The organism is Yersinia sp. FDAARGOS_228 (assembly GCF_002073315.2).
In the GTDB taxonomy this organism is placed as follows: Bacteria; Pseudomonadota; Gammaproteobacteria; order Enterobacterales; family Enterobacteriaceae; genus Yersinia; species Yersinia intermedia.
In genome coordinates this window covers 3946448-3971532 of the sequence record NZ_CP020409.2, presented here as the reverse complement: position 1 = coordinate 3971532, position 25085 = coordinate 3946448, and the positions used below count along the sequence as shown (strand labels likewise).

The following is a 25085-nucleotide window of genomic DNA, read 5'->3' as shown; positions in this document are numbered from 1 at the left end:
ATATTCGCGCACGTCTACTCTAAATAATAGGAATAGGGCAGTAATATGATGAACAACGATGTGCTCCGTAGTGTTCGCTACATGCTTAACGTAAACGATACCAAGATAGCAGAAATCATTAAGCTGGCTGATTTTGAAGTGAACAATGCGGATGTCGTTAATTTTCTTAAAAAAGAAGATGAGGCCGGTTATCAGGATTGCCCTGATCTGGTAATGGCACATTTCCTTAATGGTTTGATCTTCTTTAGACGTGGTAAAGATGACAAGTTCCCGGCCCCAGCGGTAGAGCCAGTCATTACCAACAATATTGTATTGAAAAAACTACGTGTGGCATTTGAGTTGAAAGATACCGATATGCACGATGTCTTTAATGCGGTTGAATTCCCAGTATCCAAACCTGAGCTAAATGCACTGTTCCGCAAAGAGGGCAGCAAAAACTTCCGCCCATGTGGTGATCAGGTTTTGCGTTATTTCCTGAAAGGTTTGACGCTACGTATCCGTGGTCCTAAAAAGTAAAATTGATCATATCGATATAAGTATCTGATATAGATTATTAATAACAAAACAGGAGTGGCAATTTGGCACTCCTGTTCCTCGTTAAAATTAAGCTCTACTCTTCTCGCCAATCTCTGAATTAACACATTCTGTTTTTTAATTACCTAATCACATACGTCCTCTTATTGTTGCACTATCTGTGCCCGTGCATTGCGCATTATTGGTGCAGACAATTAGGCCGTTTATCTGCTTATTTGGCCACGTTATCTATAATCTTCAATTAAATTATTAAGATATAAAACTGGCATGGCGATTGCGCAGAGTAATCCGATCTTGTGTGTTTTACTCAACGACCAGAGGTTAACGCTATGCAACATCGTAACTTGATTAAGGTTTTTGCTCTTTCAGCTTCGGTTATCAGTATGGGTGTGGCTTTTGGCACGCTGGCTGCCGACACCATCAAAGTAGGTATTTTGCACTCGTTGTCCGGTACGATGGCCATCTCTGAAACGCCATTGAAAGATATGGCTTTGATGAGTATTGATGATATCAATGCTCATGGTGGTGTATTGGGTAAACAACTGGAACCCGTTATTGTCGACCCGGCATCTAACTGGCCACTCTTTGCCGAGAAAGCGCGGCAATTATTAACACAAGATAAAGTCGCTGTTGTATTTGGTGCCTGGACGTCGGTTTCGCGTAAATCTGTATTACCGGTATTTGAAGAGTTAAATGGCCTACTGTTCTACCCAGTACAGTATGAGGGGGAGGAAATGTCGCCCAACGTGTTCTATACCGGCGCGGCACCAAACCAGCAGGCTATCCCCGCAGTGGAATACTTATTAAGTGAAGATGGGGGCGGCGCCAAACGTTTTATTCTGTTAGGGACTGATTATGTTTACCCGCGCACTACCAATAAAATCCTACGTGCTTTCCTGCATACCAAAGGTATTCAGGATAAAGATATCGAAGAGATTTATACCCCGTTTGGTTATAGCGATTACCAAACTATTGTGGGCAATATTAAGAAATTCTCTGCCGATGGTAAAACAGCCGTTATTTCCACCATCAACGGCGATTCAAATGTTCCCTTCTACAAAGAGTTAGCTAACCAAGGTATCAAAGCGACTGATGTACCTGTCATTGCATTCTCTGTGGGGGAAGAGGAACTGCGTGGCATTGATACCAAACCACTGGTGGGGAATCTGGCCACCTGGAACTACTTCCAATCGGTGGATAATCCAACTAACAAGACATTTGTTGAACAATGGAAAGCCTATGCCAAAGCGCATAAGTTGCCGAATGCAGATACTGCTGTCACCAATGACCCGATGGAAGCTACCTGGGTAGGTATGCACATGTGGGCCCAGGCAGTAGAAAAAGCCAAATCAACCGATGTGGATAAGGTTCGTGCTGCGATGGCTGGACAAACCTATCCAGCACCATCAGGATTTACGCTGACAATGGATAAGACGAATCACCATCTACACAAACCGGTGATGATTGGCGAAATTGAGGCTAACGGGCAGTTCAACGTGGTATGGCAAACTGATACGCCAATTCGTGCTCAGCCATGGAGCCCGTTCATCGCCGGAAATGACAAGAAACCGGATCATCCAGTGAAAAGCACTCAGTAACGATGACTCTCCAGGGCCAGGTTTTGTTGGTTCTGGATCTTTTTTGCCACATATCAGTGATGAGTGGGCCTATGAAATCGTTAATTCCTGTTTGGAGTAGAGCAGTCAATTTTTTGCTCAGGCCGCTGATAGGCCTGTTACTGAGTTTTTCAACCTTGGCAACAGCGGGGCCAGCCCATGATTTTGCTGTGGCTAATCGTTCACAGCAAGCCACTATGTTGCAGCAATGGGCGACCGAACCGGATGCTAGCCGATTACCCTTACTGCAAGCACTGAAACAGGAAACCTTGGTGGTTGATAGCACAGGGCAGGCCTTCGTCCAGCATAATCAGAGTTTCACCCCGCTGGAAGGGCAGTTACAACCTGTCGGTACACCAAAGAAAATCTGGCTCAATAACCGCTTACGTATTCTTATTGCTAATGCACTGACGGCTCAACGGCTGGCAAGTGAAGATGAATCAGTGCGCTTGCAAGCGGCACTGGAGTTACAGCAGCAAGCGCAAAGTGATCAATTACCGTTACTTAATCAGCGCCTTAAATTGGAAACGGACAGCAAAGTCAAAGAGGCGCTAAGTATTGCCTTAGCTAATTTACAACTGACCGATAGCAACCCTTTAGTACGCCTGAAGGCCGTGCAATTGCTCGGACAATCAGGTTCGCCACAGACCCAATCTCGTTTGCAAAGTTTAACCGATGCTAAAACCGAGCCTGATGTACAAGTACGTGCGGCGGCAGTCAGTAGCCTGAAACAGGTACAAAATCGATTGATGGTTGGGGATATCATTGGGCAGGTCTTCAGCGGGTTATCACTAGGTTCTATCTTGTTGTTAGCGGCTCTTGGGTTAGCCATCACTTATGGTCTATTGGGTGTTATCAATATGGCCCATGGTGAAATGCTGATGTTAGGGGCCTATTCAGCTTACTTGGTGCAATCTTTGTTTCAGCAGTTAGCTCCCCATTGGTTGGCTCTCTATCCATTGGTCGCCTTGCCAGTCGCGTTCTTTATTACGGCTGGAATCGGCATGGCTTTAGAGCGAACGGTAATTCGGCACCTTTATGGCCGCCCGCTGGAAACCCTGTTGGCAACCTGGGGAATCAGCCTAATGCTGATTCAGAGTGTGCGTATGATTTTTGGCGCGCAAAACTTGGAAGTTGCAAACCCTGCGTGGCTATCTGGCGGGGTACAGATTTTGCCGAATCTGGTTTTGCCATGGAATCGCATCGCCGTTATCGCATTTGTGATCATTGTTCTGTTACTCACCTGGTTGTTGCTAAATAAAACCCGCCTCGGCCTACAGGTACGGGCAGTGACGCAGAATCGAGCCATGGCTGCTTGCTGTGGGGTGGCAACCGGCAGGGTTGATATGCTGGCTTTTGGTCTTGGTTCGGGTATTGCCGGGTTAGGCGGTGTTGCCCTGTCACAACTGGGAAATGTTGGCCCGGAATTAGGGCAGGGCTACATCATCGATTCCTTCTTGGTTGTTGTGCTCGGTGGTGTCGGGCAACTGGCGGGGAGTGTTGTTGCGGCACTCGGGTTAGGCATGCTGAATAAAATTTTGGAACCGCAGATTGGCGCAGTGTTAGGTAAAATTTTGATTTTAGTGCTGATCATCTTGTTTATTCAAAAGCGGCCGCAGGGTCTGTTTGCCCTCAAGGGCAGGGTGAGTGATTAATGAATCAACCTTTAGCGATAACCTTGACGCAAAAAGCACCTGTCATCAGTTTGTCACTAGGTGCTGTGGCTGTTACTGTGCTGATTATTCTGCCTTTTTTAGCACTGCTGCCAGCGGATAATCCACTCGCAATATCAACCTATACCTTAACGCTTATCGGTAAGATCCTATGCTATGCAGTAGTGGCTATCGCACTTGATCTGGTATGGGGATATGCCGGATTACTGTCCCTTGGTCATGGCCTATTTTTCGCACTGGGTGGTTATGCCATGGGCATGTATCTGATGCGTCAGGCGGCAGGTGATGGTTTGCCTGCATTCATGTCTTTTCTATCCTGGTCTGAGTTGCCGTGGTTTTGGAGTGGCAGCCAATATTTTATTTGGGCATTGTGCCTGATCGTCTTGGTTCCCGGTTTACTGGCTTTTATTTTTGGATATTTCGCCTTTCGTTCCAAAATAAAGGGTGTCTATTTTTCTATCATGACGCAGGCGCTGACTTACGCGGGGATGTTACTGTTTTTCCGTAATGAAACGGGCTTTGGCGGTAACAATGGTTTCACTGGGTTTACCACCATGCTGGGCTTCCCGGTATCGGCAACCTCTACCCGTATTGCCCTGTTTCTGGCCACACTCACTTTGTTAATCGCCAGTTTGGTTATGGGTTTTGCGTTGGCCCGCACCAAATTTGGGCGAGTGCTGACCGCCGTGCGTGATGCTGAAAATCGTCTGACATTTTGTGGCTATGATCCGAAAGGTTTTAAACTGTTTGTCTGGACATTATCAGCGGTACTCTGTGCTCTGGCGGGGGCATTGTATGTGCCTCAGGTTGGTATCATCAATCCAAGTGAAATGTCGCCAACCAACTCTATTGAAGCCGCAATCTGGGTTGCTCTTGGTGGGCGCGGGACATTAATAGGCCCGGTATTAGGGGCTGGAGTTGTCAATGGCGCAAAAAGCTGGTTCACCATGGCAATGCCAGAATATTGGCAATTCTTCCTCGGATTGATATTTATCTTGGTTACGTTGTTCTTACCCAAGGGGGTTATCGGGTTACTGCGGCGGGGGAAAGACAAATGAGCCGGTTTCAAATTACGGAACAACTGATTTATCCCGAGATAATTGCTCAAGAACCCGGTGCGTTAGAGCATGCGGCAGACAAATATCGCCAGCAAAGAGACCCGGTATTAACCCTCGAAAATATCAATGTCAGTTTTGATGGTTTTCATGCCTTGCGTGATCTCTCATTGCAAATAGGTGTTGGCGAGCTGCGTTGCATTATTGGCCCGAATGGTGCAGGTAAAACCACGCTGATGGATGTGATAACCGGTAAAACGCGTCCCCAGACCGGTAAGATGACCTATGACCAACATCATGATCTCTCAATGATGAATACGATAGAGATTGCTCAAGCAGGGATCGGCCGAAAATTCCAGAAACCGACTGTATTTGAAGCGCTTAGTGTCTTTGAAAACCTTGAATTGGCGCAAAAAAGCACCAAGACAGTTTGGGCCAGCCTGCGCGCCAAGTTGAACAGTGAGCAACGGGATCAAATTGATGAAACGCTTACTATGTTACGCCTTAGTGAGATGCGACAGCGGCAGGCTGGCATGTTATCTCATGGTCAAAAGCAGTTTCTTGAAATTGGGATGTTATTGGTACAAGACCCCCATTTACTACTGTTAGACGAGCCAGCCGCCGGGATGACCGATGCTGAGACCGCCTATACCGCCGAGTTGTTTAATCAATTAGCCGGGAAGCATTCACTGATGGTCGTGGAGCACGATATGGGGTTCGTCGAGACTATTGCTGATCATGTCACGGTGTTGCATCAGGGCCAGGTGTTGGCCGAGGGGTCATTGGCAGAGGTGCAGGCCAACGAGCAAGTGATCGAGGTATATTTGGGGCGCTGAGCCGCTCTGACTCGGTGTTGCTTCCCCCCTCATTTGGGTTGACCAAACTTCGGGGGATTGCGCCTTGATTCATAGCGGCTGCGCCACTGTGACTCGGTGTTGCTTCCCCCCTTATTTGGGTTGACCAAACTTCGGGGGATTGTGCCTTGATTCATAGCGGCTGCGCCACTGTGACTCGGTGTTGTTTCTCTCCTCATTTGGGTTGACCAAACTTCGGGGGATTGTGCCTTGATTCATAGCGGCTGCGCCACTGTGACTCGGTGTTGTTTCTCTCCTCATTTGGGTTGACCAAGCTTCGGAGGATTGCGCCTTGATTCATAGCGGCTGCCCCACTGTGACTCGGTGTTGCTTCTCCTTCTATATCACGTGATTGGGTTTTGGTGACTAACAGTTAACTGGCTATTTGGGGGCAATATATGCTGCAAGTGAATGAACTTGATCAATATTATGGTGGCAGCCATATCTTGCGTGGCTTGTCATTCGAGGCTGCAATAGGTGAGGTTACATGCTTATTGGGCCGTAATGGCGTGGGTAAAACGACGTTACTCAAATGCTTGATGGGACTTGTGCCGGTCAAAAACGGTAGCATTACATGGGAAGGTAAAAACATTAGCCATCAGTCACCACACCAACGGGTGAAAGGAGGCATTGCTTATGTACCACAAGGCAGGGAAATCTTCCCCAGATTAACGGTTGAAGAGAACATTCTATTGGGGCTTTCGCGTTTTCCTGGCGCTCAGAGCAAGGTGGTACCCGAGAGTATTTATCAGCTATTCCCAGTGTTACACGACATGAGACATCGCCGTGGCGGGGATCTATCTGGCGGGCAGCAGCAGCAGTTGGCGATTGGGCGTGCTTTGGCTTGCCAGCCTCGTTTACTCATTTTGGATGAGCCAACTGAGGGAATTCAACCCTCTGTTATCAAAGAGATAGGTGTAGTTATCAAAAAACTGGCTGCTCAAGGGGATATGGCTATCTTATTGGTTGAGCAGTTTTATGATTTTGCCGCAGAGTTGGCAGATAACTATTTAGTGATGTCCCGCGGCAAAATTATCCAGCGTGGCCACGGTACTGATATGGAGCTAGACGGTGTCCGTGGCTTGGTTGCTATCTGATGGACTCTTATGGGAGGCGTGTCTCTTCGATGGGCAGTGAATCGGATGCTCCCCATTGTGCCCAAGAACCATCATAGAGTGATATCGATGGTGCATTTACTGCCGCCAGCCCCAGAGCCACCACTGCGGCTGTTACGCCAGAACCACAACTGGTAATAATGGGCTTGGTTAAATCCACGCCTTGAGCGGCAAAAATACTTGCCAGTGCTTGTGGCGATTTCAGATTACCATTTTCTACCATGCTCCCCCACGGGACATTAATACTGCCGGGGATACGGCCAAGGCGCAGACCAGGCCGAGGCTCTGGTTCTTGGGCTTTAAATCTGCTGGCTGGCCGGGCATCTATAATTTGTACTTCACTATTTCCCAGTACGGCGACAACCTCATCAACGCTTTTGACCGCAGCACTATTAAAGGCCACCTTGAACACTTGCGGGGTTGGTTTTGCCTGGCCGCTTTCTAATGCATAGCCCGCTTGCCGCCATCCGTTGATACCACCGGCCAATATACGCACGTTTTTGGCGCCAAAAGTACGGAACGTCCACCAAACGCGTGGTGCGGAAAACAGGTTACCATCGTCATAAATCACGAGAACATGCTGTTCACTGATCCCTAATTGACCAACCCTCTCACTGAATTCCTGTGGCGATGGCAGCATATGCGGCAATTCAGTGCTGTTGTCTGCAATTTCATCAATATCAAAGTAAACGGCTCCTGGGATATGCCCTTGCTCGAACTCAGCCTGAATGTCTCTTTTAGGTATCAATCCCGGCGGTGACATTCTGGCATCCAGAATAACGATATCGGTATCATTAGTGTGTTCTGCCAGCCATTGTGGTGTAACCAGAAAAGATGAGTTCATAGCAAGTTACCTGTCAACATTATAAAGGAGCGATGGGATTTATCGCTTCATCTTGGTACCCACTATATAACGAAATTACGCTATTGAAACCCCAACTTGCTAATCATGCGTAACGCCTCGCATTTATTGAAATTTATTATTCAAAAAATTACATAGTAAAAATTTATAATCAATTATTGAGTTTGGAGTGCTATCTGTGAGCTGGGTGCTGATATAAGTATCCTGCTTATGTACGCTTTCATTAACTTTACTGTTTTCTTCGTGGCGCCTCGCAAAAAATAACTTTTAATTTCATTTTATCTTGATGGTGAAATTTTAATTTCGTATAACCATTGCCAAATAAGGCTGCTTTCTCGGGGCTTTAATTTATAAACAGGTAAGGGGAATAAAATGAGAAAAGTTCGAATTGGCCTTATTGGTACTGGTTATATCGGCCGTTGTCATGCCATTGCTTACGCGCAGGTCGCGACTGTTTTTCCACTCAAGGGGCAGCCAGTATTAGAGATGTTGGCCGAAGTCACCCCTGAATTGGCTCAACAACGCGCCGCAGAATTTGGTTTTTCCCGATCTACCGCTGATTGGCGCAAACTGGTTGCCGATCCTGATATTGATGTGGTGGATATTTGTGCACCAAATTTCTTGCATAAGGAGATGGCTCTGGCGGCAATTAGCCATGGCAAACATGTTTATTCAGAAAAGCCGCTGGCGCTTAGTGCTGCCGATGCTAAAGAAATGGTCGATGCAGCACGGGCAAAAGGAGTGAAAACGTTGGTGGGTTTCAATTATATGAAAAACCCAACGAGTCAGTTAGCACGAGAGATTATTGCAAACGGCGAGATTGGTGAGGTTGTGCATTTTTACGGTACTCATAATGAAGATTATCTGGCTGACCCACTTACACCTTTGGACTGGCATTGTACCAAGGCACAGGCGGGTCTGGGGGCTTTGGGGGATTTAGCCGCACACATTGTTAATATGGCTCATTATCTGGTTGGCGATATCGCGAGTGTTAGTGGTGATATGCAAACGGTCATCAGACGACGACCCGACCCGAAAGATCCGTCATCGCTTTTGGCAGTGGAGAATGAGGATCAGGCCAGTGCACTGGTGCGTTTTACCAATGGTGCAATGGGGACCATAGAAACGTCGCGGATTGCTTGTGGCCGCAAAATGGGGCTGACATATGTGGTCACCGGCACTAAAGGTGCGATCAGTTATTCTCAAGAACGGATGGCGGAATTACAACTCTACCGCCATGATGAGCCACAGGCCAGACAAGGGTTTAAAACATTACTTACAGGGCCACAGCATCCAGACTATGCGGCTTTTTGTGTCAGTGCAGGACATGGCATTGGCTTCAACGATCAAAAGACGGTCGAGATCCGCGATTTGATTAACGGTATTGCTGCCGGGGATCGTATGTGGCCAGATTTTGAAGAAGGATGGAAAGTATCGAAAGTATTGGATGCTATTGCCGTCTCTGCCGAGGAACGATGCTGGGTAAATGTCTTAACAGATTGACCATTCTACTATGGCTAACATTTTTAATTCCTAGCATGTCAATGTGAAGAGAGATTATCTAATTCTCAGATTTGCATAGCATCTTAAGTTAGTTAGTAGTGGGCATCATTTAGCTGATACTGGCCCGAATTAGGCTATGTGTGAGTTTTAAATATGCCCACTGCTGGCACTAAACGTAATAATCACGCGACAAGTACTGCTCACTACCTTAGTGACCAGCAACGGGCAAGGATAAAGCAGTTGTCCCGCTCTTGGTTATGGCGGCTGGAACTCCCCACTTGGGTACTGATCGGTGTAATTTACACCGGGTGGTTTGCTGGTGTTATTTATTGGCAGCAATTGGGGCCAGTGTTGGGGAGCGTTCTGCTGATCTTGCTGAGTGCGTGGTATATGTCTCTGCAGCATGAGTTGATTCATGGCCATCCAACCCGTTGGCGGTGGATAAATCAGCTATTTGGAACGTTACCATTTGCGGTGTGGTACCCCTATGGACTCTATCGTGATTCTCATATTCAACATCACCGCGATGAGGATCTGACGCACCCGGAAAAAGATCCAGAGTGTTATTACTACACGGCAACGCAATGGCAATATTTCCATATATTACTCAAAGGTGTTATTCGTTTAAGTAATACCTTTGTGGGGCGGCTAACTATCGGGCCATTACTGGACATCATTAATACCCTCCGCAGCGCAGGCCGGGCTTTTATGTCCGGTGATCGCCCAGCCATATTCATGTGGTTGATTCATTTGGGGCTACTTTACGGGTTACTTCACTGGATGGCAGGCTATGGTATTTCTGCTGTTTTCTACCTACTGGTGATTAGCTATCCGGCACTTAGTCTCACCAAAGTAAGATCTTTTTTTGAACATCGCGCAGCACAAGAGAGTTCCGCGCGCTCAGTCTTGAATGAAGCTGCATGGCCATGGCGCCTGCTATTTCTAAACCTCAATTACCACCTGGTGCATCATGATTTGCCAGCCTTACCTTGGTATGGATTACGCCAAATTTATCTGGAAAACCGTGTTCAATATCAGCAGCGCAGCGGGCAATTTGTCGTGAACGGCTATACTCAATGGTTTGATGCATTCGCTTTTACGGCGTTGGAAATAGAAGTTCACCCATTTTACGATTGCGAGAATAAAACTGTCGCGGCAGAAGAGCGGTCTGGTGTGACTAAAAGCAGTCACCACCGTTCGGCATCAACCTAAATAAATCCGCAGAGGTTAATGCGGATGTGAATTCAGGCGGAAAAATTCTTTGCGGTCTCTCCTATTATTTGAAATTTGCTGTTGTTATATACAGTATTTTATGTAATCTTAACCGAAAGTCTTACTGTTACAACTCGGCTTAAACACTTAACTATCAAATGGTTATGTATCATAGATACCAGTCTGCAAGCCTAATGTAACGCTAATAATATATTTAATATCAATTGGTTATTTGGCTTGTTTGGGACTAAATCTAATATGGTTACTGATTGGTTAAAGGGGTTCTGACCGCGCACCCTGTAAACATTCAGCGACTACATGTATGTAAGAATGAACGTTAACTCACCTTTGAGCACATGAGAGGCAAGTATGGCAATGACCCTAACCCGTGGACGGATTTTTGCATTGGCCGCAATGGTGCTAACGGCATCAACCGGTATATCACAGGCCGCAGATACTGTCCGAGTTGGCTCAAAAATTGATACTGAAGGCTCATTACTGGGCAATATTATTGTGCAGGTACTGGATGCTAACGGGATAAAAACCACCAATAAATCACAGTTGGGCACCACCAAAGTAGTGCGCGGTGCTATCACTGCGGGTGAAATTGATATCTACCCTGAATATACCGGTAACGGGGCTTTTTTCTTCTCGGATGAAAAAGATCCTGCCTGGAAAAATGCGAAAGCAGGCTATGAAAAAGTCAAAGCGTTAGATTACGAGAAGAACAAACTGGTGTGGCTCTCACCGGCTCCTGCAAACAATACATGGACCATTGCGGTACGTCAGGATTTAGCCCAAGCGAATAACTTGAAAACGCTGGAGGATTTGGGCAAATGGATTAATGCCGGTGGGAAATTCAAATTAGCGGCCTCCGCCGAATTTATTGAACGGCCAGATGCGTTGCCCGCTTTCCAGCAAGCCTATGGCTTTAAATTGAATCAAGACCAATTGTTATCATTAGCCGGTGGCGACACTGCGGTGACAATTAAAGCTGCGGCAGAACAGACATCTGGTGTTAATGCTGCGATGGCGTATGGCACTGATGGCCCGGTTGCCGCATTAGGCTTACAAACACTGGAAGACACTAAGGGTGTGCAACCTATTTATGCGCCGACACCGATTATTCGTGAAGCTACACTGAAAGCACATCCAACGATACCTGCTTTGCTTAATCCTGTATTTGCCACCCTTGATGGGCCGACGTTACAACAACTGAATGCCCGTATTGCGGTTGAAGGCCAGGATGCGAAGAAAGTAGCTGCTAATTATCTGAAAGAGAAAGGGTTTATCAAAGGATAACTTCGAGTGTCAGGGATGGCGCTGTAGTTACCTGATTTATAACGTGATTAAATAAACAGGTCAGCCGCTATTACGGTAAAAGTTACCTGTCATGGAGATGGATTTTTATGGCTGTAAAGAACCGGGTCCTGCTAGTACTGGCTATTTTATTGGTCTTATCCGGTATCGGTTTGTCTTTTGTGAGCCATGCACCTAACCGATTGATTTCCGGGCAGGGGATCTCGTTGCTATCGCTAATCAGCGGATCAGGCTGGTGGTGGTTAATTCCTATCTTGATCCTGCTTACCTTTGCATTTTTGAAACAAAATATTCTGCTGTATTGGCTAACGGTGTTACTTGCCGAGTTGCTGTTATTGGGGTTGTTGTTGTTGGCTGGCAAGACCGCCGTACAGCTTGCCGGCGGTGGCGAGAGTCTGGCTCGCACCTCTCTGGGCGGCGGGTTCTGGCTGATGAGTGGGATGAGTCTATTGATTGCCATCGATAGCTTATCTCGTGCCATTGTTAACCCTGTGTGGCGTAGTGCGGCTAATGTTTTACTGCTTCTGCCTGTGGTGATATTGCTCACGATGGGGCAATTGGATCAACTGTCTCTAATGAAGGAGTATGTTAATCGGCAAGATGTGTTTAACGATGCGCTGTGGCAACATCTTCATATTTTACTCGCAACATTGATACCCGCTATTCTGCTGGGTATCCCTCTCGGCTTATTTTGTTTTCGATCTCATCATTTTCAAAGCACTATCTTTTCGACATTGAATATTATCCAAACCATCCCATCTATAGCCTTGTTCGGTCTGCTAATAGCGCCTTTAGCGGGGCTGGCTGCGGCTATCCCCTGGTTGGCAGAGCATGGTGTTAGTGGGATTGGTCTGGCTCCGGCTATTGTGGCACTGGTGCTTTATGCATTGTTGCCATTGGTGCGCAATGTGGTGGCTGGGCTAGAGTCAGTACCTGACAGTGTTGTCGAGTCGGCTCGAGGTATGGGGATGACCCGCAGCCAGTTGTTCTTTCGGGTGCAAATACCCATTGCAATGCCCCTTATTTTATCCGGTATCCGCATTGTTGCGGTGCAAACCGTGGGGCTGGCTGTTGTGGCTGCATTGATTGGCGCAGGCGGGTTGGGGGCGATTGTGTTCCAAGGTTTGCTTAGCAGTGCACTGGACCTCGTGCTGCTTGGTGTTATCCCCGTGATAGTGATGGCGGTCGTGGTTGATTCACTGTTTAAATTTATGGTTATTTTTATGGATACTTCACGTCGATGATTCATTTCCATCAGGTAAGTAAATATTTTGCCGGTAAACGGGCGGTAGATAATCTGACGTTGCAGATAGCCAAGGGGGAGTTTACCGTACTCATTGGTACCTCTGGTTCCGGTAAGTCGACCACTCTAAAAATGATTAACCGCCTTATTGAACATGATGAGGGGGAGATCCATTTTGCCGGTGAAGAAATTCGTAATTATAAACCTGAAGATATCCGGCGGCGGATGGGGTATGCCATCCAATCAATAGGTTTATTTCCGCACTGGACGGTGGAGCGCAATATTGCCACTGTGCCACAGTTGTTGAAATGGCCCCAGGACCGTATTCGCCAACGCGTCATCGAACTACTCGAGCTACTGCATCTGGAACCAGAACAATTTCTCCACCGCTATCCTCATCAATTGTCTGGTGGGCAGCAACAACGTGTCGGTGTGGCTCGTGCCTTGGCGGCTGATCCTGAAGTCTTGCTGATGGATGAGCCCTTTGGGGCATTAGACCCGGTGACGCGCTCGGCACTCCAGTTTGAAATTACCCGTATTCATCAATTATCGGGCCGGACTATCGTGCTGGTGACTCATGATATTGATGAAGCGTTGAGTTTGGCTGATCGCATAGTCCTGATGGATGAAGGCCGAGTCATTCAGCAGGGAACGCCTCTTGAAATGCTAACTCAACCCGCCAATGATTTTGTCCGTGATTTCTTTGGTCGCAGTGATCTCGGCATTAAGCTGTTATCTCTGGGATGGGCTGAGCAACGAATCAGGCGTGGTGAAACGTTAATAGGGCAACCGATTCTCGGTACCACCAGCCTGCGCGAGGCGCTTTCCCTGTTCGTTTCCCGCCAGACCGATAAACTGCCGGTGGCTGATGAAAATGGGCAATCACTGGGTGTACTTTATTTTGCTGATTTGGTGGCAGAGAAGGGGAGCGTGTGAAACCTAATACGGCTCATACCCGCGACACAACACCAACTCGTGATAAAACAGCTATAACGTTTTCATGGGCAGTAGCCTACGTATCACGTTGGCTAAGAAATCCTCTTTGTTGGGCGCTGCTGTTATTGACTGGATTAGTCTTTGGTATGACGTCTTTGCACGGTTTCTTTGCTGCGTTATTTCCTGATCTCGATCGGCCTGTCTACCTGCAAGATACATTCTGGTCACTGGTAGTGGCTCATGTCTTATTGGTGCTGGTTTCCAGTATTATCGCTGTTTTGATAGGTGTGAGTGCAGGTATTGCTGTGACACGCCCCAAAGGGAAAGAGTTTCGCTCAGTCGTGGAAACCGTTGTTGCTATGGGGCAGACTTTTCCACCTGTAGCTGTGCTGGCTATTGCCGTACCGGTGATGGGGTTTAGTGAGAAACCCGCGATTATCGCTTTGGTGCTTTATGGTTTATTGCCGATTTTACAAGGAACTATCACTGGTATCGAGTCTGTCTCCCGTGGCATTCATGAGGTGGCAGAAGGGGTGGGAATGAGTGCCAGACAGATTTTGTGGCAGGTTGAATTGCCTCTGGCAGCACCTGTTATCGTTGCGGGTATACGAACTTCGGTCATTATCAATATAGGTACTGCCGCTATAGCATCAACCGTTGGGACGAAAACCTTGGGTTCTCCAATCATTATTGGGCTTAGCGGTTTTAATACGGCTTATGTTATTCAGGGGGCGGTAGTGGTCGCACTATTGGCTATTATTACAGATATGATTTTTGCTCGTTGGGCCAGGCGGCTGTCACGTTGGCGGGAATTACAATCTCTACCAATAGCCAGGCACGATTAATATTTTGGCTGTTTAGTGCTCTGATTAGTAACAGGTGCCTATGTTAATTTCGCTGCCTATGTATGGTGTCGATCCGCAGGATGTTTTGCCTTTTTGGCAGTTATTATCGCAACAACTGCGCCGGTATGGTGCTATAGGGATAGATGACGTTATAGGAATAGGTGGTGTTGCAGGGATAAGTGATCAACTCGTCTGGCCTACTGATTTACTGCAACATTGGCGTGATCCTGATTTGCTGTTGAGCCAAACCTGCGGTTTTCCTCTGATGACGTTATTGCAACAGCAGGTGCAACTGATTGGCGTATTTAGCTATCAATCACCTTATTGCTCGGGGGAATATTACCGTAGTTTGGTTGTGGTCCGTGCTGATGAAAAGGGCCAACAACTGGCAGATTTTCGCCATAGAGTAGTTGCCTACAACAGTACGGATTCTCAGTCTGGATACAATGCACTACGTGCTTTAATTACCCCACTGGCGATCAATGGGCGTTTTTTTTCCCACAGTTTGGCCTCTGGCGGGCATTACCATTCGATCTCGATGATCCAACAGCGACAGGCCGATATTGCCGCAATAGATTGTGTCAGTTTTGCGCTATTACAACGAGCCAATCCCTCAGCCGTTGCCGGTTTAAAAATAATAGCGCAAACCGACGCGGCTCCTGGTCTGCCCCTTATCACGTCATTATCAACGTCGGCACAACAACTTACCCAGATCCGCCAGGCTATTACGGCTACCGTTAATTCTCCTGAAGCCGCGTCTGCCAAAGATAGGTTATTGATAAAATCATTTAGTGTTTTACCGATTTCGGCTTATGACGTAATTAAAAAGATGCAAGAAAAAGCGTTCTCCGCAGGAGTAATAACACTTTGATAAGAAGTGTTATTGGTGTGAGTAAACAAGCCAATCTCCTGCTGAAGCAATCGCTGAGATAAATACTTTACTGTTTAGCACACGAGGCAGTCATTGCCCCGTGTATGGCTCAATAGAAAAACTAAGCGATATCAATTACAACAAGCCGCCACCTTCAACATCAATCACGCTACCGGTCATAAAACTGTTTTCCAGTAATAGTACAAAGGCACTGGCAATATCGACCGGTTGGCCAACTCGGCCGACAGGTAGTGAGGCGGCCATTTTTGTAAACATAGCCTGTCGCTGCTCATTACTCATACTATTATAAGCTTCAGTCGCGGTTACACCGGGGCTGACTACATTGACACGGCGTGGAGCCAGCTCTTTGGCTAACTGCTTCCCGACTGCTTCCAATGCAGCATTAATAGTTGTTTTGATGAACTGGCCGCTGACGAACTTACGTGATAACAACCCTGACGTCAGGGTTATCGACCCCTGTTCGTGCAGATAAGGTAACGCAGATTGTATCGCTCGCAGTGCTCCCCACAGTTTTACATCAAAATTTGCCTGAGCCTCGCGTAACGAGGTGTCAGCCAAAGCGTGTGCTTGCACCACTGGCCCGGCGGTAATAACCAAGTGATCAAAGGCTCCGACCTGTGCAAACAGTCGCTTGAGTGATTCCTCATCAGTCATATCAGCCGATAAGCGCAACATAGCACTATCGTGATCGACCGATTGCGAGCCTGCCGAACGGCGCGAAACCAAGACCACTTTGGCACCCCGACTGATGGCAGCATAAGCCACGGCTGCGCCAATACCACTGTTGCCCCCAAGAATAACCAACTTTTGCTGATTGAGTGGAGAACTGAATTGATGCTGAGATAACATTGTGATGTCCATAATGAGTCCTGTACTTGAATAAGGGTTTCATTCTTCATCTATAGTCATCTATTGAAAGTTGGCGAACAATCGACTAAAAAGACAATCACCTGTAAAGGAAATTTACTAATGATCTCATTTAGCGATTTGGATGTATTTGTTCGAACTGTTGACTGCGGTAGTTTGTCTGAGGCTGCCCGTCGGCTCAATATCACGCCCGCAGCAGCCAGTATTGCGGTTAAACGCCTGGAGTCGCAATTGGGCGTGCGGTTGTTGGCCCGATCAACCCGCAGTTTGCGCCTAACGGAAGAAGGGGCCAGCTATCTCGACAGTGCACGCATTGCATTAGGGGCATTGATTGAAGGAGAGCAGGCCATTCAACGAAAAATAACGGGCTTATCCGGGGTATTACAGCTTTCCGCCCCTTCAGATTTTGGTCGCAATTTATTAGTTGATTGGCTAAATGATTTCAAACGACAACATCCGCATATTCAATTGCATTTGTTACTCAACGATCGCCATGCCGATCTCTTTCGCGAACCGGTAGATATTGCTTTACGTTTCGGCGTGCCTACCGATTCCAGCCTGGTGGCATTGCCCGTTCTAACGCAACATCGGCGTATGTTATGTGCCAGTCCCGCCTATCTTGCTCGCTATGGTGTACCGCAAACACCAGCTCAATTGGCCGCCCATCATTCGGTGTTATATCAGCGCAATGGTCGCCTTTATAACCAATGGCGGCTAATGCGGCAGGGAGAAGAACAAGAGGTGACGATGTCTGGTGAATATGTCAGTGATGACGGTGAGATAGCGCGACGTTGGGCGCTGGCAGGGCTGGGTATTGCCAATAAGGCTGCTATCGATGTAGTCGATGATATCCGAGCAGGGCGTTTGGTTCAGGTATTACCAGGCTGGCTGGGAGAAGCCTTACCCTTAAATCTATTGTGCCCCCACCGCTCGCAGGTGTCAGAGCGGGTCAGGGGTTTACAGACTTTTTTGCAACAACGATGCCGCGATTGGATGGGCGCTTACGGTGATTCCTGACCATTGTTGGATAAGCCCGCAGGGCCAATATCAGACAGTGGGGAGGATTCGCTCGTTTCAGTTTCATGTGGGGTGGTTGAACGGGTATAGATGTTCAACCCGGCGAGAAAAACGCCGCCTAATGAACTCAGTGCCATTATCGCAATCAGGATAATGAGTGCTTTTCTTAGCATAATTTTTTCACTTTTCATCGAAACAGAGGGAATTATAATCTGTTCACTGAATGAAACAACCATGTTACATGGTTGATGCATTTATATTCTGAATAAAATAAACACGTCGGTCGTTGGAGCTTAACGCGGCTTAAACAGAAATTTCCCCAGTGTGACCAATATCACCGCAGAAACAATCACGGCTAATGCACACCATTCCGTCGTTGATAAGCTTTCACCTGCAAAACCAATGCCGAGCAACACCGCGACAACTGGGTTCACATAGGCATAACTGGTGGCTACCGCTGGGCGCACATTCTTTAGCAAGAACATATAAGCGCTAATGGCGAGCATTGAGCCGAAAACAATCAGGTAAAGTAACGAGAGAATGCCACCCATGGTTGGCATTTGTTCCAGTTCCTCACCACTTAGCGTACTGGCAAGTAACAGCACTACACCGGCAACCAGCATCTGTGCGGCACCAGACATGGCCCCACTGGGTAGTGCCAGCCGTGAAGCCCAGACCGAGCCAAATGCCCAACTGGCTGAGGCTAATAATATCAACATTGCCCCCACCGGATTACCTAATAAGTTGCTGCCAGTATTGAGCAAGATGATACCTACCAACCCGAGAGCAATCCCCGACCATTCCAGTTTTGTGTTACGCATCCCCCATAACATACTGAAACACAAAGTGAATAATGGAACAGTCGCCACCATGACGGCGGCAATCCCTGAAGGAACATGTTGGTGTTCGGCGATGGTAACCAGCCCATTACCGATAGCCAGTAATAAGATACCTATCGCACTGGCACCCATCCATTGGCGTAATGTCGGTAGGGCATGACCACGAATGGCTAGAAAGCTGAACAGCAATACGCCAGCAATCAGGTAACGTAAGCCAGCCATCATCAATGGGGGCCAGCTCTCTACCCCGATACGGATGACCAGGTAAGTCGAACCCCAAACGAAGTATAAAGTGAAAAGTGAACCAACCAACAACCACAGATTACGGCTATTTTGCTTAAGCATAATTATTCAATAAAAAAGGGAGCGGTAAAACATCAAGGTATCAGTAAACATGAGAATGGCTGCCGTTAGCAAAGGTTTTTATCATTTTTTTACGTTTTAATTTTTCGTCTGAAATTTACGCAAAAACAGTGAGTTATTCTTGAATATAATAACTGACGAGTTAATAAACAACGGATAGTTTCAGTGTTCTCCATGAAAGCTAAGGTAGCTTCAGGCATGATGCATAAAATCCGATACTCGTGTTGCTGGTTATCTGACAAGGTGAACTATTTATGACATCACAGGCTTTGCCTACCACTAAACTGTTTGATTTTCGAATACTTAATCTGTCGCAGGCATACCTCGGGTTGGTGCTGCTGTTTACTTTGCTCATAATCCCGTTTGCCGATGCCGCTCAGGGGAATACAGTCAGAGGCGACTATGCCTTTTTATCAGCCAGTGAATTGCAGCATAACCAGCAGAGTATTGCGCAAAACCAGGCATCAAAGGAGACCATACGGGCTTATCAGCAGTTGTTACAGCAGGCGGATAAAGCACTGCAACGGCCAGATCAAAGTGTTACTGACAAGAGTATTGTGCCGCCCAGTGGTTCGAAACATGATTATCTCAGTCTTAGTGCCTACTGGTGGCCTGATAGCCAAAAAAATGATGGATTACCTTGGGTGCGCAAAGATGGGCAGATAAATCCAGCCAGTAAAAATGCGGATAGCGATGGCGTGCGATTGGCTGATTTTACCGCTCAGGTACAGGCGTTGACCTTGGCTTGGTATTTTTCTGGCCAGCAAAAATATGCCGATAAAGCGATTAGTATGATTCGAACCTGGTTTATCAACCTACAAACGCGCATGAACCCGAACCTCGATTATGCTCAAGGCGTGCCGGGTATTGCTGCGGGACGTGGAACCGGTGTTTTGGATGGGCGCTACTTTGCAACCCGTATTGTCGATTCACTGATTATGTTGCGGCAAAATACACGCTGGACGGCACAAGATGAAAAGCAGATGCAACAATGGATGACGGAATACTTACACTGGTTGCAACACAGCCCGGCAGGTAAAAAAGAGGCGGCGGCGCAGAATAACCACGGTAATTGGTACACAGTTCAGGTAGCGGGTATTGCTTGGTATTTGCAACAACCACAACGGGTTGCCGAGATGGCTGACTTATTGAAAACTAAACTGGATACTCAGCTCGCTGCGGAAGGCTCGCAACCACTGGAATTGGCACGGACCCGTTCTTTCCATTACAGTTATTTCAGTTTGCAGGCTGCGACGTTGATGGCGCAGTTGGCAGATAAAGTGCAAATCGACCTGTGGCGTTATCAAACACCTAATGGCAGTAGTTTGATTAAAGCGCTTGATTTTATGGCCCCTTATTCTGATGAGCAGACAACGTGGCCCTATCGCAGTCTTGATCACATGGGTGTGCGGTTGGTTCCACTGATGGTTCAGGCAGATAAAGCGTTAGGCGAGAATCGCTACCAGCGGTGGATCAAACAGGCCGACTTTACTGTTATTGCAGGTAAAGAGGGAGCGAAGCGCAAAGGGGCGGTAGCTGAAGCGCTGCGAGATACCTGGTTATTGGCAGTAACCCCTCAGCAAAATAAATAGTGAGTTAAGGTATAAATAAGAAAAAAAGCCGGGAGTTATCCCGGCGTAATAACAGGTAATAAATTCACAATGAAGCATTCAAACAGTAAATCAATGAGGGTCATACCAATGCAAGAAGCTTAGAACTGATAAACTAAACCTAGCGCAACAACGTTGTCAGTATTCAACTTAAGTTTATTATTGTCACTCAGTTGGTTAATTTTATAATCTACATAGGTGGACATGTTTTTATTGAAGTAATAAGATGCACCGATGTCAACATATTTAACCAGGTCAGTATCGCCGATCCCTTCGATATCCTTCCCTTTAGATTGAACATAAGCCAGGGATGGTTTCAACCCGAAATCAAATAAATATTGTGCCACTAACTCTACGTTTTGAGTTTTATTAGCAAAACCACTTACACTTGTTGACGCATTATTAATGGTCGCAGTGCCTGAAATAGGGGTCATATTACGGGTTTCAGCATAGGTTGCGGCTAAATAGACACCGTTGTCATCATATTTCAAACCGGTAGTCCAGGCATCAGCTTTATCGCCTTTACCAAAGTTACCGTTCTTCTGCGCCGTAGTACGGTTAGAAGAGGCATAAGCAGCAGCAACGCTCACGCCAGCACCAATTTCATAACTAGAAGACATGCCGAAGCCGTCGCCATTTTGTTTGGTGGCATCTGCACGGCCGTTATTGCTATCGGTTTCGCTGCCGTTCTTACCCTGATATTGCAGAGAGAATTTCAGCCCATCAACCAGACCGAAGAAATCAGTGTTGCGATAAGTAGCCACCCCAGTAGTACGGCCAGTCATGAAGTTATCGGTTCTGGTGTAGCTGTCGTTACCGAACTCAGGCAACATATCGGTCCAGGCGGCCACATCATATAACACACCGTAGTTACGACCATAATCGATTGAACCTAATTTCCCGTAACGTAAACCCGCAAAAGCTAAACGTGTTTTATTGTCTTTTGTTTCCTGGCTTTCTGCGTAGTTAGCAGCAATGTTATATTCCCACTGGCCGTAACCGGACAGTTGGTCAGTAATTTGGGTGGCACCTTTAAAACCAAAGCGCACGTAAGATTTATCACCGTCACTTTTATTATTATCAGAAAAATAATGCAGTGCTTTGACTTTTCCGTATAAATCCAGTTTATTACCGTCTTTGTTATAAATTTCTGCTGCGTGTGACGTAGTGGCAACTAATAACGCCGGTACCAGGATTGCCAGAAGATTACGTTTCATATTTTTGCCCTGTTTCTCTTATTTAAAAAGACGCGAGTAGTAGATTTTTTTTGCTGTATTCAATATCTGTCTGAATTCGGCCAGCGCAGAATTTTTACCGCATCTGTGTGATATATTTATGACAAATCATAAATAATTGCGACATTGCGTAAATTTCATCCCATTGTCATGGGGGGCGTATCAACTATCACGGCGATGCTTTCGGGCTGACGTGAGCGTTGCGGTGTGGGACAATAGGGCAACACTCAGTTTAGATAAGATATGCATGGCGTTGTCCCCGGCAGTAAAAGAACAAATCAGTCAGTGGTATAAGGCTCTCCAGCAGCAGATCCCGGATTTCATCTCTCGGGCACCGCAGCGCCAGATGATCGCCGAAGTGGCGAAAACGCTGGCCGGTGACGCTGGCCGTCATTTGGCTATTGAGGCCCCGACCGGTGTTGGCAAAACCCTGTCTTATCTGATTCCTGGCATTGCAGTCGGCCGAGCAGAAAGCAAGCCATTGGTGGTCAGTACCGCTAACGTGGCATTACAGGATCAGATTTACAGTAAAGATTTGCCGCTGTTGAAGAAAATCATTCCCGACCTTAAATTCACCGGTGCATTTGGGCGCGGGCGGTATGTGTGTCCGCGTAATCTGGCGGCTATGTGTACCGATGTTTCTGGGCAGGGGGATTTATCCCTGTTTCTCGGCGATGAATTGGCTCCCGCCAATGGTGAGGAACAAGCAACCTGTCTGGCACTGTCTAAGTTACTGAGCAGCCATGTCTGGGACGGGCTGCGCGACCATCATCAGTTGGCGCTCAGTGACAGCCTGTGGACTAAATTGAGTACTGATAAGGCGAATTGCCTTGGGCGTAACTGCCATTATTTTCGTGAGTGTCCGTTCTTTATCGCACGCAAAGAAATAGAAAGTGCTGATGTTGTGGTCGCCAACCACGCATTAGTGATGGCTGCATTGGAAACTGAATCGGTGCTACCCAATCCGAAAGAGTTACTGCTAGTGTTGGATGAAGGCCACCATTTGCCCGATGTGGCGCGCGATGCACTGGAAATTGAAGGTGAGATCACCGCGTTCTTTGCCAATATGCAGTTGGATATGATTGTGCGGCTGGTGGATCAATGCATGGTGCAATACCGGCCTAAAAATCCACCGGGTTTAGCGAATCCAGAACGTCTGAAAGACCATTGCGAGCAGTTGCGCGAGCTGATGTTGAGTGTGGAGCAACAAGTCAGTCAACTGCTTCCTACTGATGGTAATCCGGCAGTATACCGTTTTGAAATGGGTGAGTTACCGGGGAGTTTGACGGAAGATTGTGCCAAATTATTCAAGCTGACAGATGCCCTGCGCGGCTTGGCCGAATTTGTACTCAATGATTTGAGTGAGCAAACCGGTAAGCACGATATTGTGCGTCTGCATCGCGCCATCCTGCAAATGAGCCGTACATTGGGTTATCTGGAGGCCATGAGCAAACTTTGGCGGTTAGCAGCGATGGAAAAAGCCTCGAATGCGCCGATATCCAAATGGGTAACCCGTGATTACCGCGAGAATCAAACACATCTCTATTTCCACTGTGTCGGGATACGTGTCAGTGACCAACTTGATAAAATGTTATGGCGTAAAGTCCCCCATGTGATTGTGACTTCAGCGACATTGCGTTCACTCAACAGCTTTGCCCGCTTGCAAGAGCTTAGTGGCCTGAGTGAGAAGGCCGGCGACCGGTTTGAAACACTGTCATCACCGTTTAATCATATTGAACAGGGGAAGTTGATCATCCCCAAAATGCGTTTCGAGCCGACTATGGCCCATGAGGCTGAACATCTGGCGGAAATGGCGCAATTTTTCCGTGCGCAGCAGGCCAGCGGGCGGCATAAAGGCATGTTGATTTTGTTCAGTAGCCATAGGGCGATGCAAACCTTTCTCAGCCATGTGACGGATCTGCGCTTGATGCTGCTGGTGCAGGGAGATCAACCCCGTTATCGGCTGGTGGAAGAGCATCGTAAGCGGGTTAATAACGGTACCGCCAGTGTATTGATTGGCCTGCAATCATTTGCAGAAGGGTTGGATTTGAAAGGTGAGTTGTTGACCCAGGTTCATATTCACAAAATCTCATTCCCGCCTATCGATAGCCCGGTGATCCTCACGGAAGGGGAGTGGTTGAAGTCGTTAAAACGTTATCCGTTTGAAGTACAAAGTTTGCCAAGTGCTTCGTTTAACCTAATCCAACAGGTTGGGCGTTTGATTCGTAGTAATCAATGCCATGGTGAAATTGTTATTTATGACCGGCGTTTATTAACTAAAGGCTATGGTTCGCGGTTGTTGGCAGCGCTACCTGTTTTCCCGATTGAGCAACCGGAGATGCCTGAAGGGGGGCCGGTATCCGTTGTCAACGTAGTGGCTAAGCCTGCGGCAAAACGAGCAAAACGGAAACGGGGAGTAAAGTAATATTTCCTCTTTTTAATTTATTATTAATACAAATTACTATTTCATCTGAAATCTTTCCCTATGTGTATAAATCCAGTGACTAAGATTATATAAGCCGCTGGTGAGCTGACTCGAACAAGTCAAGCCTGGCAGTACCTCCGGTGTAAATGGCGGATTATTGGTTAGCGGCAACGTTAACTGTTATCGACATGTTTAGCGGGCAGGGGTAAAGCAGAATGAAACAGCTAATGGCAGAGTTTATTGGCACTTTCTGGCTGGTGTTAGGCGGGTGTGGTAGCGCAGTCTTGGCTGCAATGTTCCCAGTGGCGGGTATCGGATTTTTGGGGGTGGCACTAGCCTTCGGGCTGACAGTTGTCACGATGGCATACGCACTGGGGCATATCTCTGGTGCGCATTTTAACCCAGCAGTGTCACTCGGTTTATGGGTAGGAGGGCGTTTCTCTGGCGCACAATTGGTACCCTATATTGTGGCGCAAGTACTGGGGGGGCTGGCGGGGGCGGCTGTTTTGTATTTAATCGCCAGTGGTAAAGTTGGTTTTGATGTCAGTGCCGGATTCGCCAGTAATGGTTTTGGTGTTCGTTCGCCGGGGGGCTATAGCTTACAAGCCGTGCTGGTGGCGGAAGTGGTTCTCACTATGGGGTTTGTGATGGTGATTATGGGGGTGACTGATAAGCCTTCTCCCACCGTTGCAGCGCCGCTGGCTATTGGGTTATGTCTTACGTTGATCCATTTAATCAGTATTCCAGTGGATAATACCTCGGTAAATCCTGCTCGTAGCACTGCTGTGGCAATTTTTGCCGGTGGAATTGCATTGCAACAGTTATGGGTATTCTGGCTAGCCCCATTGGTAGGCGGAGCCTTAGGTGGCGCTATTTACCGGGTACTGTTTAGTCCACCGGAAGAGTTGAACAAGCCACTGTGATTTACCTGTCACTGCTGCAAGTTGTTCCGGCAGTGGCGGGTTTCACCCGCTAGCTAACTACCATGCAGTGCCCCCTCTCTCTTGGCTGCGCAACACGAATTATTTCGGGTATCAATATCACTATTAGTGATAAAGTTTCAGCAATA

General features: G+C 47.3%; 22 protein-coding genes. 17 read left to right on the top strand and 5 right to left on the bottom strand.

Translation table 11 applies throughout. The features are described 5' to 3' along the window. Positions 1 to 45: 45 nt before the first annotated feature. From A6J67_RS18420 to urtE, 6 genes are all read left to right on the top strand, one after another. Positions 46 to 516, top strand: a complete 471-nt coding sequence (locus A6J67_RS18420; RefSeq protein ID WP_032907205.1) for a DUF1456 family protein — start codon at positions 46 to 48, stop codon at positions 514 to 516. 347 nt (positions 517 to 863) lie between these two features. Continuing rightward, entirely contained in the window at positions 864 to 2132 is a 1269-nt protein-coding gene (gene urtA, locus A6J67_RS18415) for an urea ABC transporter substrate-binding protein (RefSeq protein ID WP_080608315.1), read from the top strand. Between the two features lie 71 nt (positions 2133 to 2203). After that, positions 2204 to 3805: an urea ABC transporter permease subunit UrtB gene (gene urtB, locus A6J67_RS18410; RefSeq protein ID WP_050288827.1), complete on the top strand. Its 1602-nt coding sequence runs from the start codon at positions 2204 to 2206 to the stop codon at positions 3803 to 3805. Next, positions 3805 to 4881 carry an urea ABC transporter permease subunit UrtC gene (gene urtC, locus A6J67_RS18405; protein ID WP_032907207.1) on the top strand — a complete coding sequence of 359 codons (1077 nt, stop codon included), beginning with the start codon at positions 3805 to 3807 and terminating at the stop codon, positions 4879 to 4881. Before urtB ends, urtC begins: the two co-directional genes overlap by 1 nt. Beyond that, complete coding sequence (gene urtD, locus A6J67_RS18400; protein ID WP_071843531.1) at positions 4878 to 5714, top strand: urea ABC transporter ATP-binding protein UrtD; 837 nt, start codon at positions 4878 to 4880, stop codon at positions 5712 to 5714. The genes urtC and urtD overlap by 4 nt, the downstream gene beginning before the upstream one ends. Before the next feature lie 416 nt (positions 5715 to 6130). After that, positions 6131 to 6829 (top strand): urea ABC transporter ATP-binding subunit UrtE, encoded by a 699-nt coding sequence (gene urtE, locus A6J67_RS18395; protein WP_005189607.1) that lies wholly within the window; start codon positions 6131 to 6133, stop codon positions 6827 to 6829. 7 nt (positions 6830 to 6836) lie between these two features. Here urtE and sseA read toward each other — a convergent pair whose 3' ends face one another. Continuing rightward, positions 6837 to 7691 carry a 3-mercaptopyruvate sulfurtransferase gene (sseA, locus tag A6J67_RS18390; protein ID WP_042569428.1) on the bottom strand — a complete coding sequence of 285 codons (855 nt, stop codon included), beginning with the start codon at positions 7689 to 7691 and terminating at the stop codon, positions 6837 to 6839. Between the two features lie 390 nt (positions 7692 to 8081). Between sseA and A6J67_RS18385 the strand changes: the two genes are divergently transcribed. From A6J67_RS18385 to A6J67_RS18355, 7 genes are all read left to right on the top strand, one after another. Then, on the top strand, positions 8082 to 9212 hold the full coding sequence (locus A6J67_RS18385; protein ID WP_050288800.1) for a Gfo/Idh/MocA family protein: 1131 nt from the start codon (positions 8082 to 8084) through the stop codon (positions 9210 to 9212). Between the two features lie 153 nt (positions 9213 to 9365). Continuing rightward, a complete protein-coding gene (locus tag A6J67_RS18380; protein ID WP_042569430.1) occupies positions 9366 to 10424 on the top strand; it encodes a fatty acid desaturase in 1059 nt (352 codons plus the stop codon). A 369-nt stretch (positions 10425 to 10793) separates the two neighbouring features. Beyond that, positions 10794 to 11726 carry an ABC transporter substrate-binding protein gene (locus A6J67_RS18375; protein WP_005189613.1) on the top strand — a complete coding sequence of 311 codons (933 nt, stop codon included), beginning with the start codon at positions 10794 to 10796 and terminating at the stop codon, positions 11724 to 11726. A 107-nt stretch (positions 11727 to 11833) separates the two neighbouring features. Then, positions 11834 to 12988, top strand: a complete 1155-nt coding sequence (locus tag A6J67_RS18370; RefSeq protein ID WP_050288798.1) for an ABC transporter permease — start codon at positions 11834 to 11836, stop codon at positions 12986 to 12988. Then, positions 12985 to 13923: an ABC transporter ATP-binding protein gene (locus tag A6J67_RS18365; RefSeq protein ID WP_050288797.1), complete on the top strand. Its 939-nt coding sequence runs from the start codon at positions 12985 to 12987 to the stop codon at positions 13921 to 13923. Before A6J67_RS18370 ends, A6J67_RS18365 begins: the two co-directional genes overlap by 4 nt. A gap of 146 nt (positions 13924 to 14069) precedes the next feature. Continuing rightward, positions 14070 to 14768: an ABC transporter permease gene (locus A6J67_RS18360; protein WP_032907221.1), complete on the top strand. Its 699-nt coding sequence runs from the start codon at positions 14070 to 14072 to the stop codon at positions 14766 to 14768. A 40-nt stretch (positions 14769 to 14808) separates the two neighbouring features. Beyond that, complete coding sequence (locus tag A6J67_RS18355) at positions 14809 to 15639, top strand: phosphate/phosphite/phosphonate ABC transporter substrate-binding protein (protein ID WP_371113034.1); 831 nt, start codon at positions 14809 to 14811, stop codon at positions 15637 to 15639. A 135-nt stretch (positions 15640 to 15774) separates the two neighbouring features. Here A6J67_RS18355 and A6J67_RS18350 read toward each other — a convergent pair whose 3' ends face one another. After that, entirely contained in the window at positions 15775 to 16521 is a 747-nt protein-coding gene (locus A6J67_RS18350) for an SDR family oxidoreductase (RefSeq protein ID WP_032907212.1), read from the bottom strand. Between the two features lie 108 nt (positions 16522 to 16629). On the opposite strand from A6J67_RS18350, the gene A6J67_RS18345 reads away from it, so the two are divergent. Further along, positions 16630 to 17544: a LysR family transcriptional regulator gene (locus tag A6J67_RS18345; RefSeq protein ID WP_050072867.1), complete on the top strand. Its 915-nt coding sequence runs from the start codon at positions 16630 to 16632 to the stop codon at positions 17542 to 17544. Here A6J67_RS18345 and A6J67_RS18340 read toward each other — a convergent pair. Then, positions 17529 to 17717, bottom strand: a complete 189-nt coding sequence (locus A6J67_RS18340; protein WP_032907223.1) for a hypothetical protein — start codon at positions 17715 to 17717, stop codon at positions 17529 to 17531. The two genes, A6J67_RS18345 and A6J67_RS18340, sit on opposite strands and share 16 nt — an antisense overlap. A 120-nt stretch (positions 17718 to 17837) precedes the next feature. Then, on the bottom strand, positions 17838 to 18728 hold the full coding sequence (gene yedA, locus A6J67_RS18335) for a drug/metabolite exporter YedA (protein ID WP_005189633.1): 891 nt from the start codon (positions 18726 to 18728) through the stop codon (positions 17838 to 17840). A gap of 272 nt (positions 18729 to 19000) precedes the next feature. Between yedA and A6J67_RS18330 the strand changes: the two genes are divergently transcribed. Further along, a complete protein-coding gene (locus A6J67_RS18330) occupies positions 19001 to 20338 on the top strand; it encodes an alginate lyase family protein (protein WP_050297709.1) in 1338 nt (445 codons plus the stop codon). A 119-nt stretch (positions 20339 to 20457) separates the two neighbouring features. Here A6J67_RS18330 and ompF2 read toward each other — a convergent pair whose 3' ends face one another. Then, on the bottom strand, positions 20458 to 21573 hold the full coding sequence (ompF2, locus tag A6J67_RS18325; RefSeq protein ID WP_005189637.1) for a porin OmpF2: 1116 nt from the start codon (positions 21571 to 21573) through the stop codon (positions 20458 to 20460). Positions 21574 to 21838: 265 nt separating this feature from the next. Between ompF2 and dinG the strand changes: the two genes are divergently transcribed. Both dinG and aqpZ read left to right on the top strand, forming a co-directional pair. After that, complete coding sequence (gene dinG / locus A6J67_RS18320; RefSeq protein WP_050297710.1) at positions 21839 to 24016, top strand: ATP-dependent DNA helicase DinG; 2178 nt, start codon at positions 21839 to 21841, stop codon at positions 24014 to 24016. A 215-nt stretch (positions 24017 to 24231) separates the two neighbouring features. Continuing rightward, on the top strand, positions 24232 to 24939 hold the full coding sequence (gene aqpZ, locus A6J67_RS18315) for an aquaporin Z (protein ID WP_005189641.1): 708 nt from the start codon (positions 24232 to 24234) through the stop codon (positions 24937 to 24939). Positions 24940 to 25085 lie beyond the last annotated feature (146 nt).

Coding starts and splice junctions, on each gene's coding strand:
- urtE (WP_005189607.1), top strand. CDS start 6,131: ATGCTGCAAGTGAATGAACTTGATCAATATTATGGTGGCAGCCATATC.
- urtB (WP_050288827.1), top strand. CDS start 2,204: ATGAAATCGTTAATTCCTGTTTGGAGTAGAGCAGTCAATTTTTTGCTC.
- A6J67_RS18385 (WP_050288800.1), top strand. CDS start 8,082: ATGAGAAAAGTTCGAATTGGCCTTATTGGTACTGGTTATATCGGCCGT.
- A6J67_RS18365 (WP_050288797.1), top strand. CDS start 12,985: ATGATTCATTTCCATCAGGTAAGTAAATATTTTGCCGGTAAACGGGCG.
- urtD (WP_071843531.1), top strand. CDS start 4,878: ATGAGCCGGTTTCAAATTACGGAACAACTGATTTATCCCGAGATAATT.
- urtA (WP_080608315.1), top strand. CDS start 864: ATGCAACATCGTAACTTGATTAAGGTTTTTGCTCTTTCAGCTTCGGTT.
- A6J67_RS18355 (WP_371113034.1), top strand. CDS start 14,809: ATGTTAATTTCGCTGCCTATGTATGGTGTCGATCCGCAGGATGTTTTG.
- A6J67_RS18370 (WP_050288798.1), top strand. CDS start 11,834: ATGGCTGTAAAGAACCGGGTCCTGCTAGTACTGGCTATTTTATTGGTC.
- dinG (WP_050297710.1), top strand. CDS start 21,839: ATGGCGTTGTCCCCGGCAGTAAAAGAACAAATCAGTCAGTGGTATAAG.
- A6J67_RS18375 (WP_005189613.1), top strand. CDS start 10,794: ATGGCAATGACCCTAACCCGTGGACGGATTTTTGCATTGGCCGCAATG.
- urtC (WP_032907207.1), top strand. CDS start 3,805: ATGAATCAACCTTTAGCGATAACCTTGACGCAAAAAGCACCTGTCATC.
- A6J67_RS18360 (WP_032907221.1), top strand. CDS start 14,070: ATGACGTCTTTGCACGGTTTCTTTGCTGCGTTATTTCCTGATCTCGAT.
- A6J67_RS18420 (WP_032907205.1), top strand. CDS start 46: ATGATGAACAACGATGTGCTCCGTAGTGTTCGCTACATGCTTAACGTA.
- A6J67_RS18380 (WP_042569430.1), top strand. CDS start 9,366: ATGCCCACTGCTGGCACTAAACGTAATAATCACGCGACAAGTACTGCT.
- A6J67_RS18340 (WP_032907223.1), bottom strand. CDS start 17,717: ATGCTAAGAAAAGCACTCATTATCCTGATTGCGATAATGGCACTGAGT.
- sseA (WP_042569428.1), bottom strand. CDS start 7,691: ATGAACTCATCTTTTCTGGTTACACCACAATGGCTGGCAGAACACACT.
- A6J67_RS18350 (WP_032907212.1), bottom strand. CDS start 16,521: ATGGACATCACAATGTTATCTCAGCATCAATTCAGTTCTCCACTCAAT.
- A6J67_RS18330 (WP_050297709.1), top strand. CDS start 19,001: ATGACATCACAGGCTTTGCCTACCACTAAACTGTTTGATTTTCGAATA.
- yedA (WP_005189633.1), bottom strand. CDS start 18,728: ATGCTTAAGCAAAATAGCCGTAATCTGTGGTTGTTGGTTGGTTCACTT.
- A6J67_RS18345 (WP_050072867.1), top strand. CDS start 16,630: ATGATCTCATTTAGCGATTTGGATGTATTTGTTCGAACTGTTGACTGC.
- aqpZ (WP_005189641.1), top strand. CDS start 24,232: ATGAAACAGCTAATGGCAGAGTTTATTGGCACTTTCTGGCTGGTGTTA.
- ompF2 (WP_005189637.1), bottom strand. CDS start 21,573: ATGAAACGTAATCTTCTGGCAATCCTGGTACCGGCGTTATTAGTTGCC.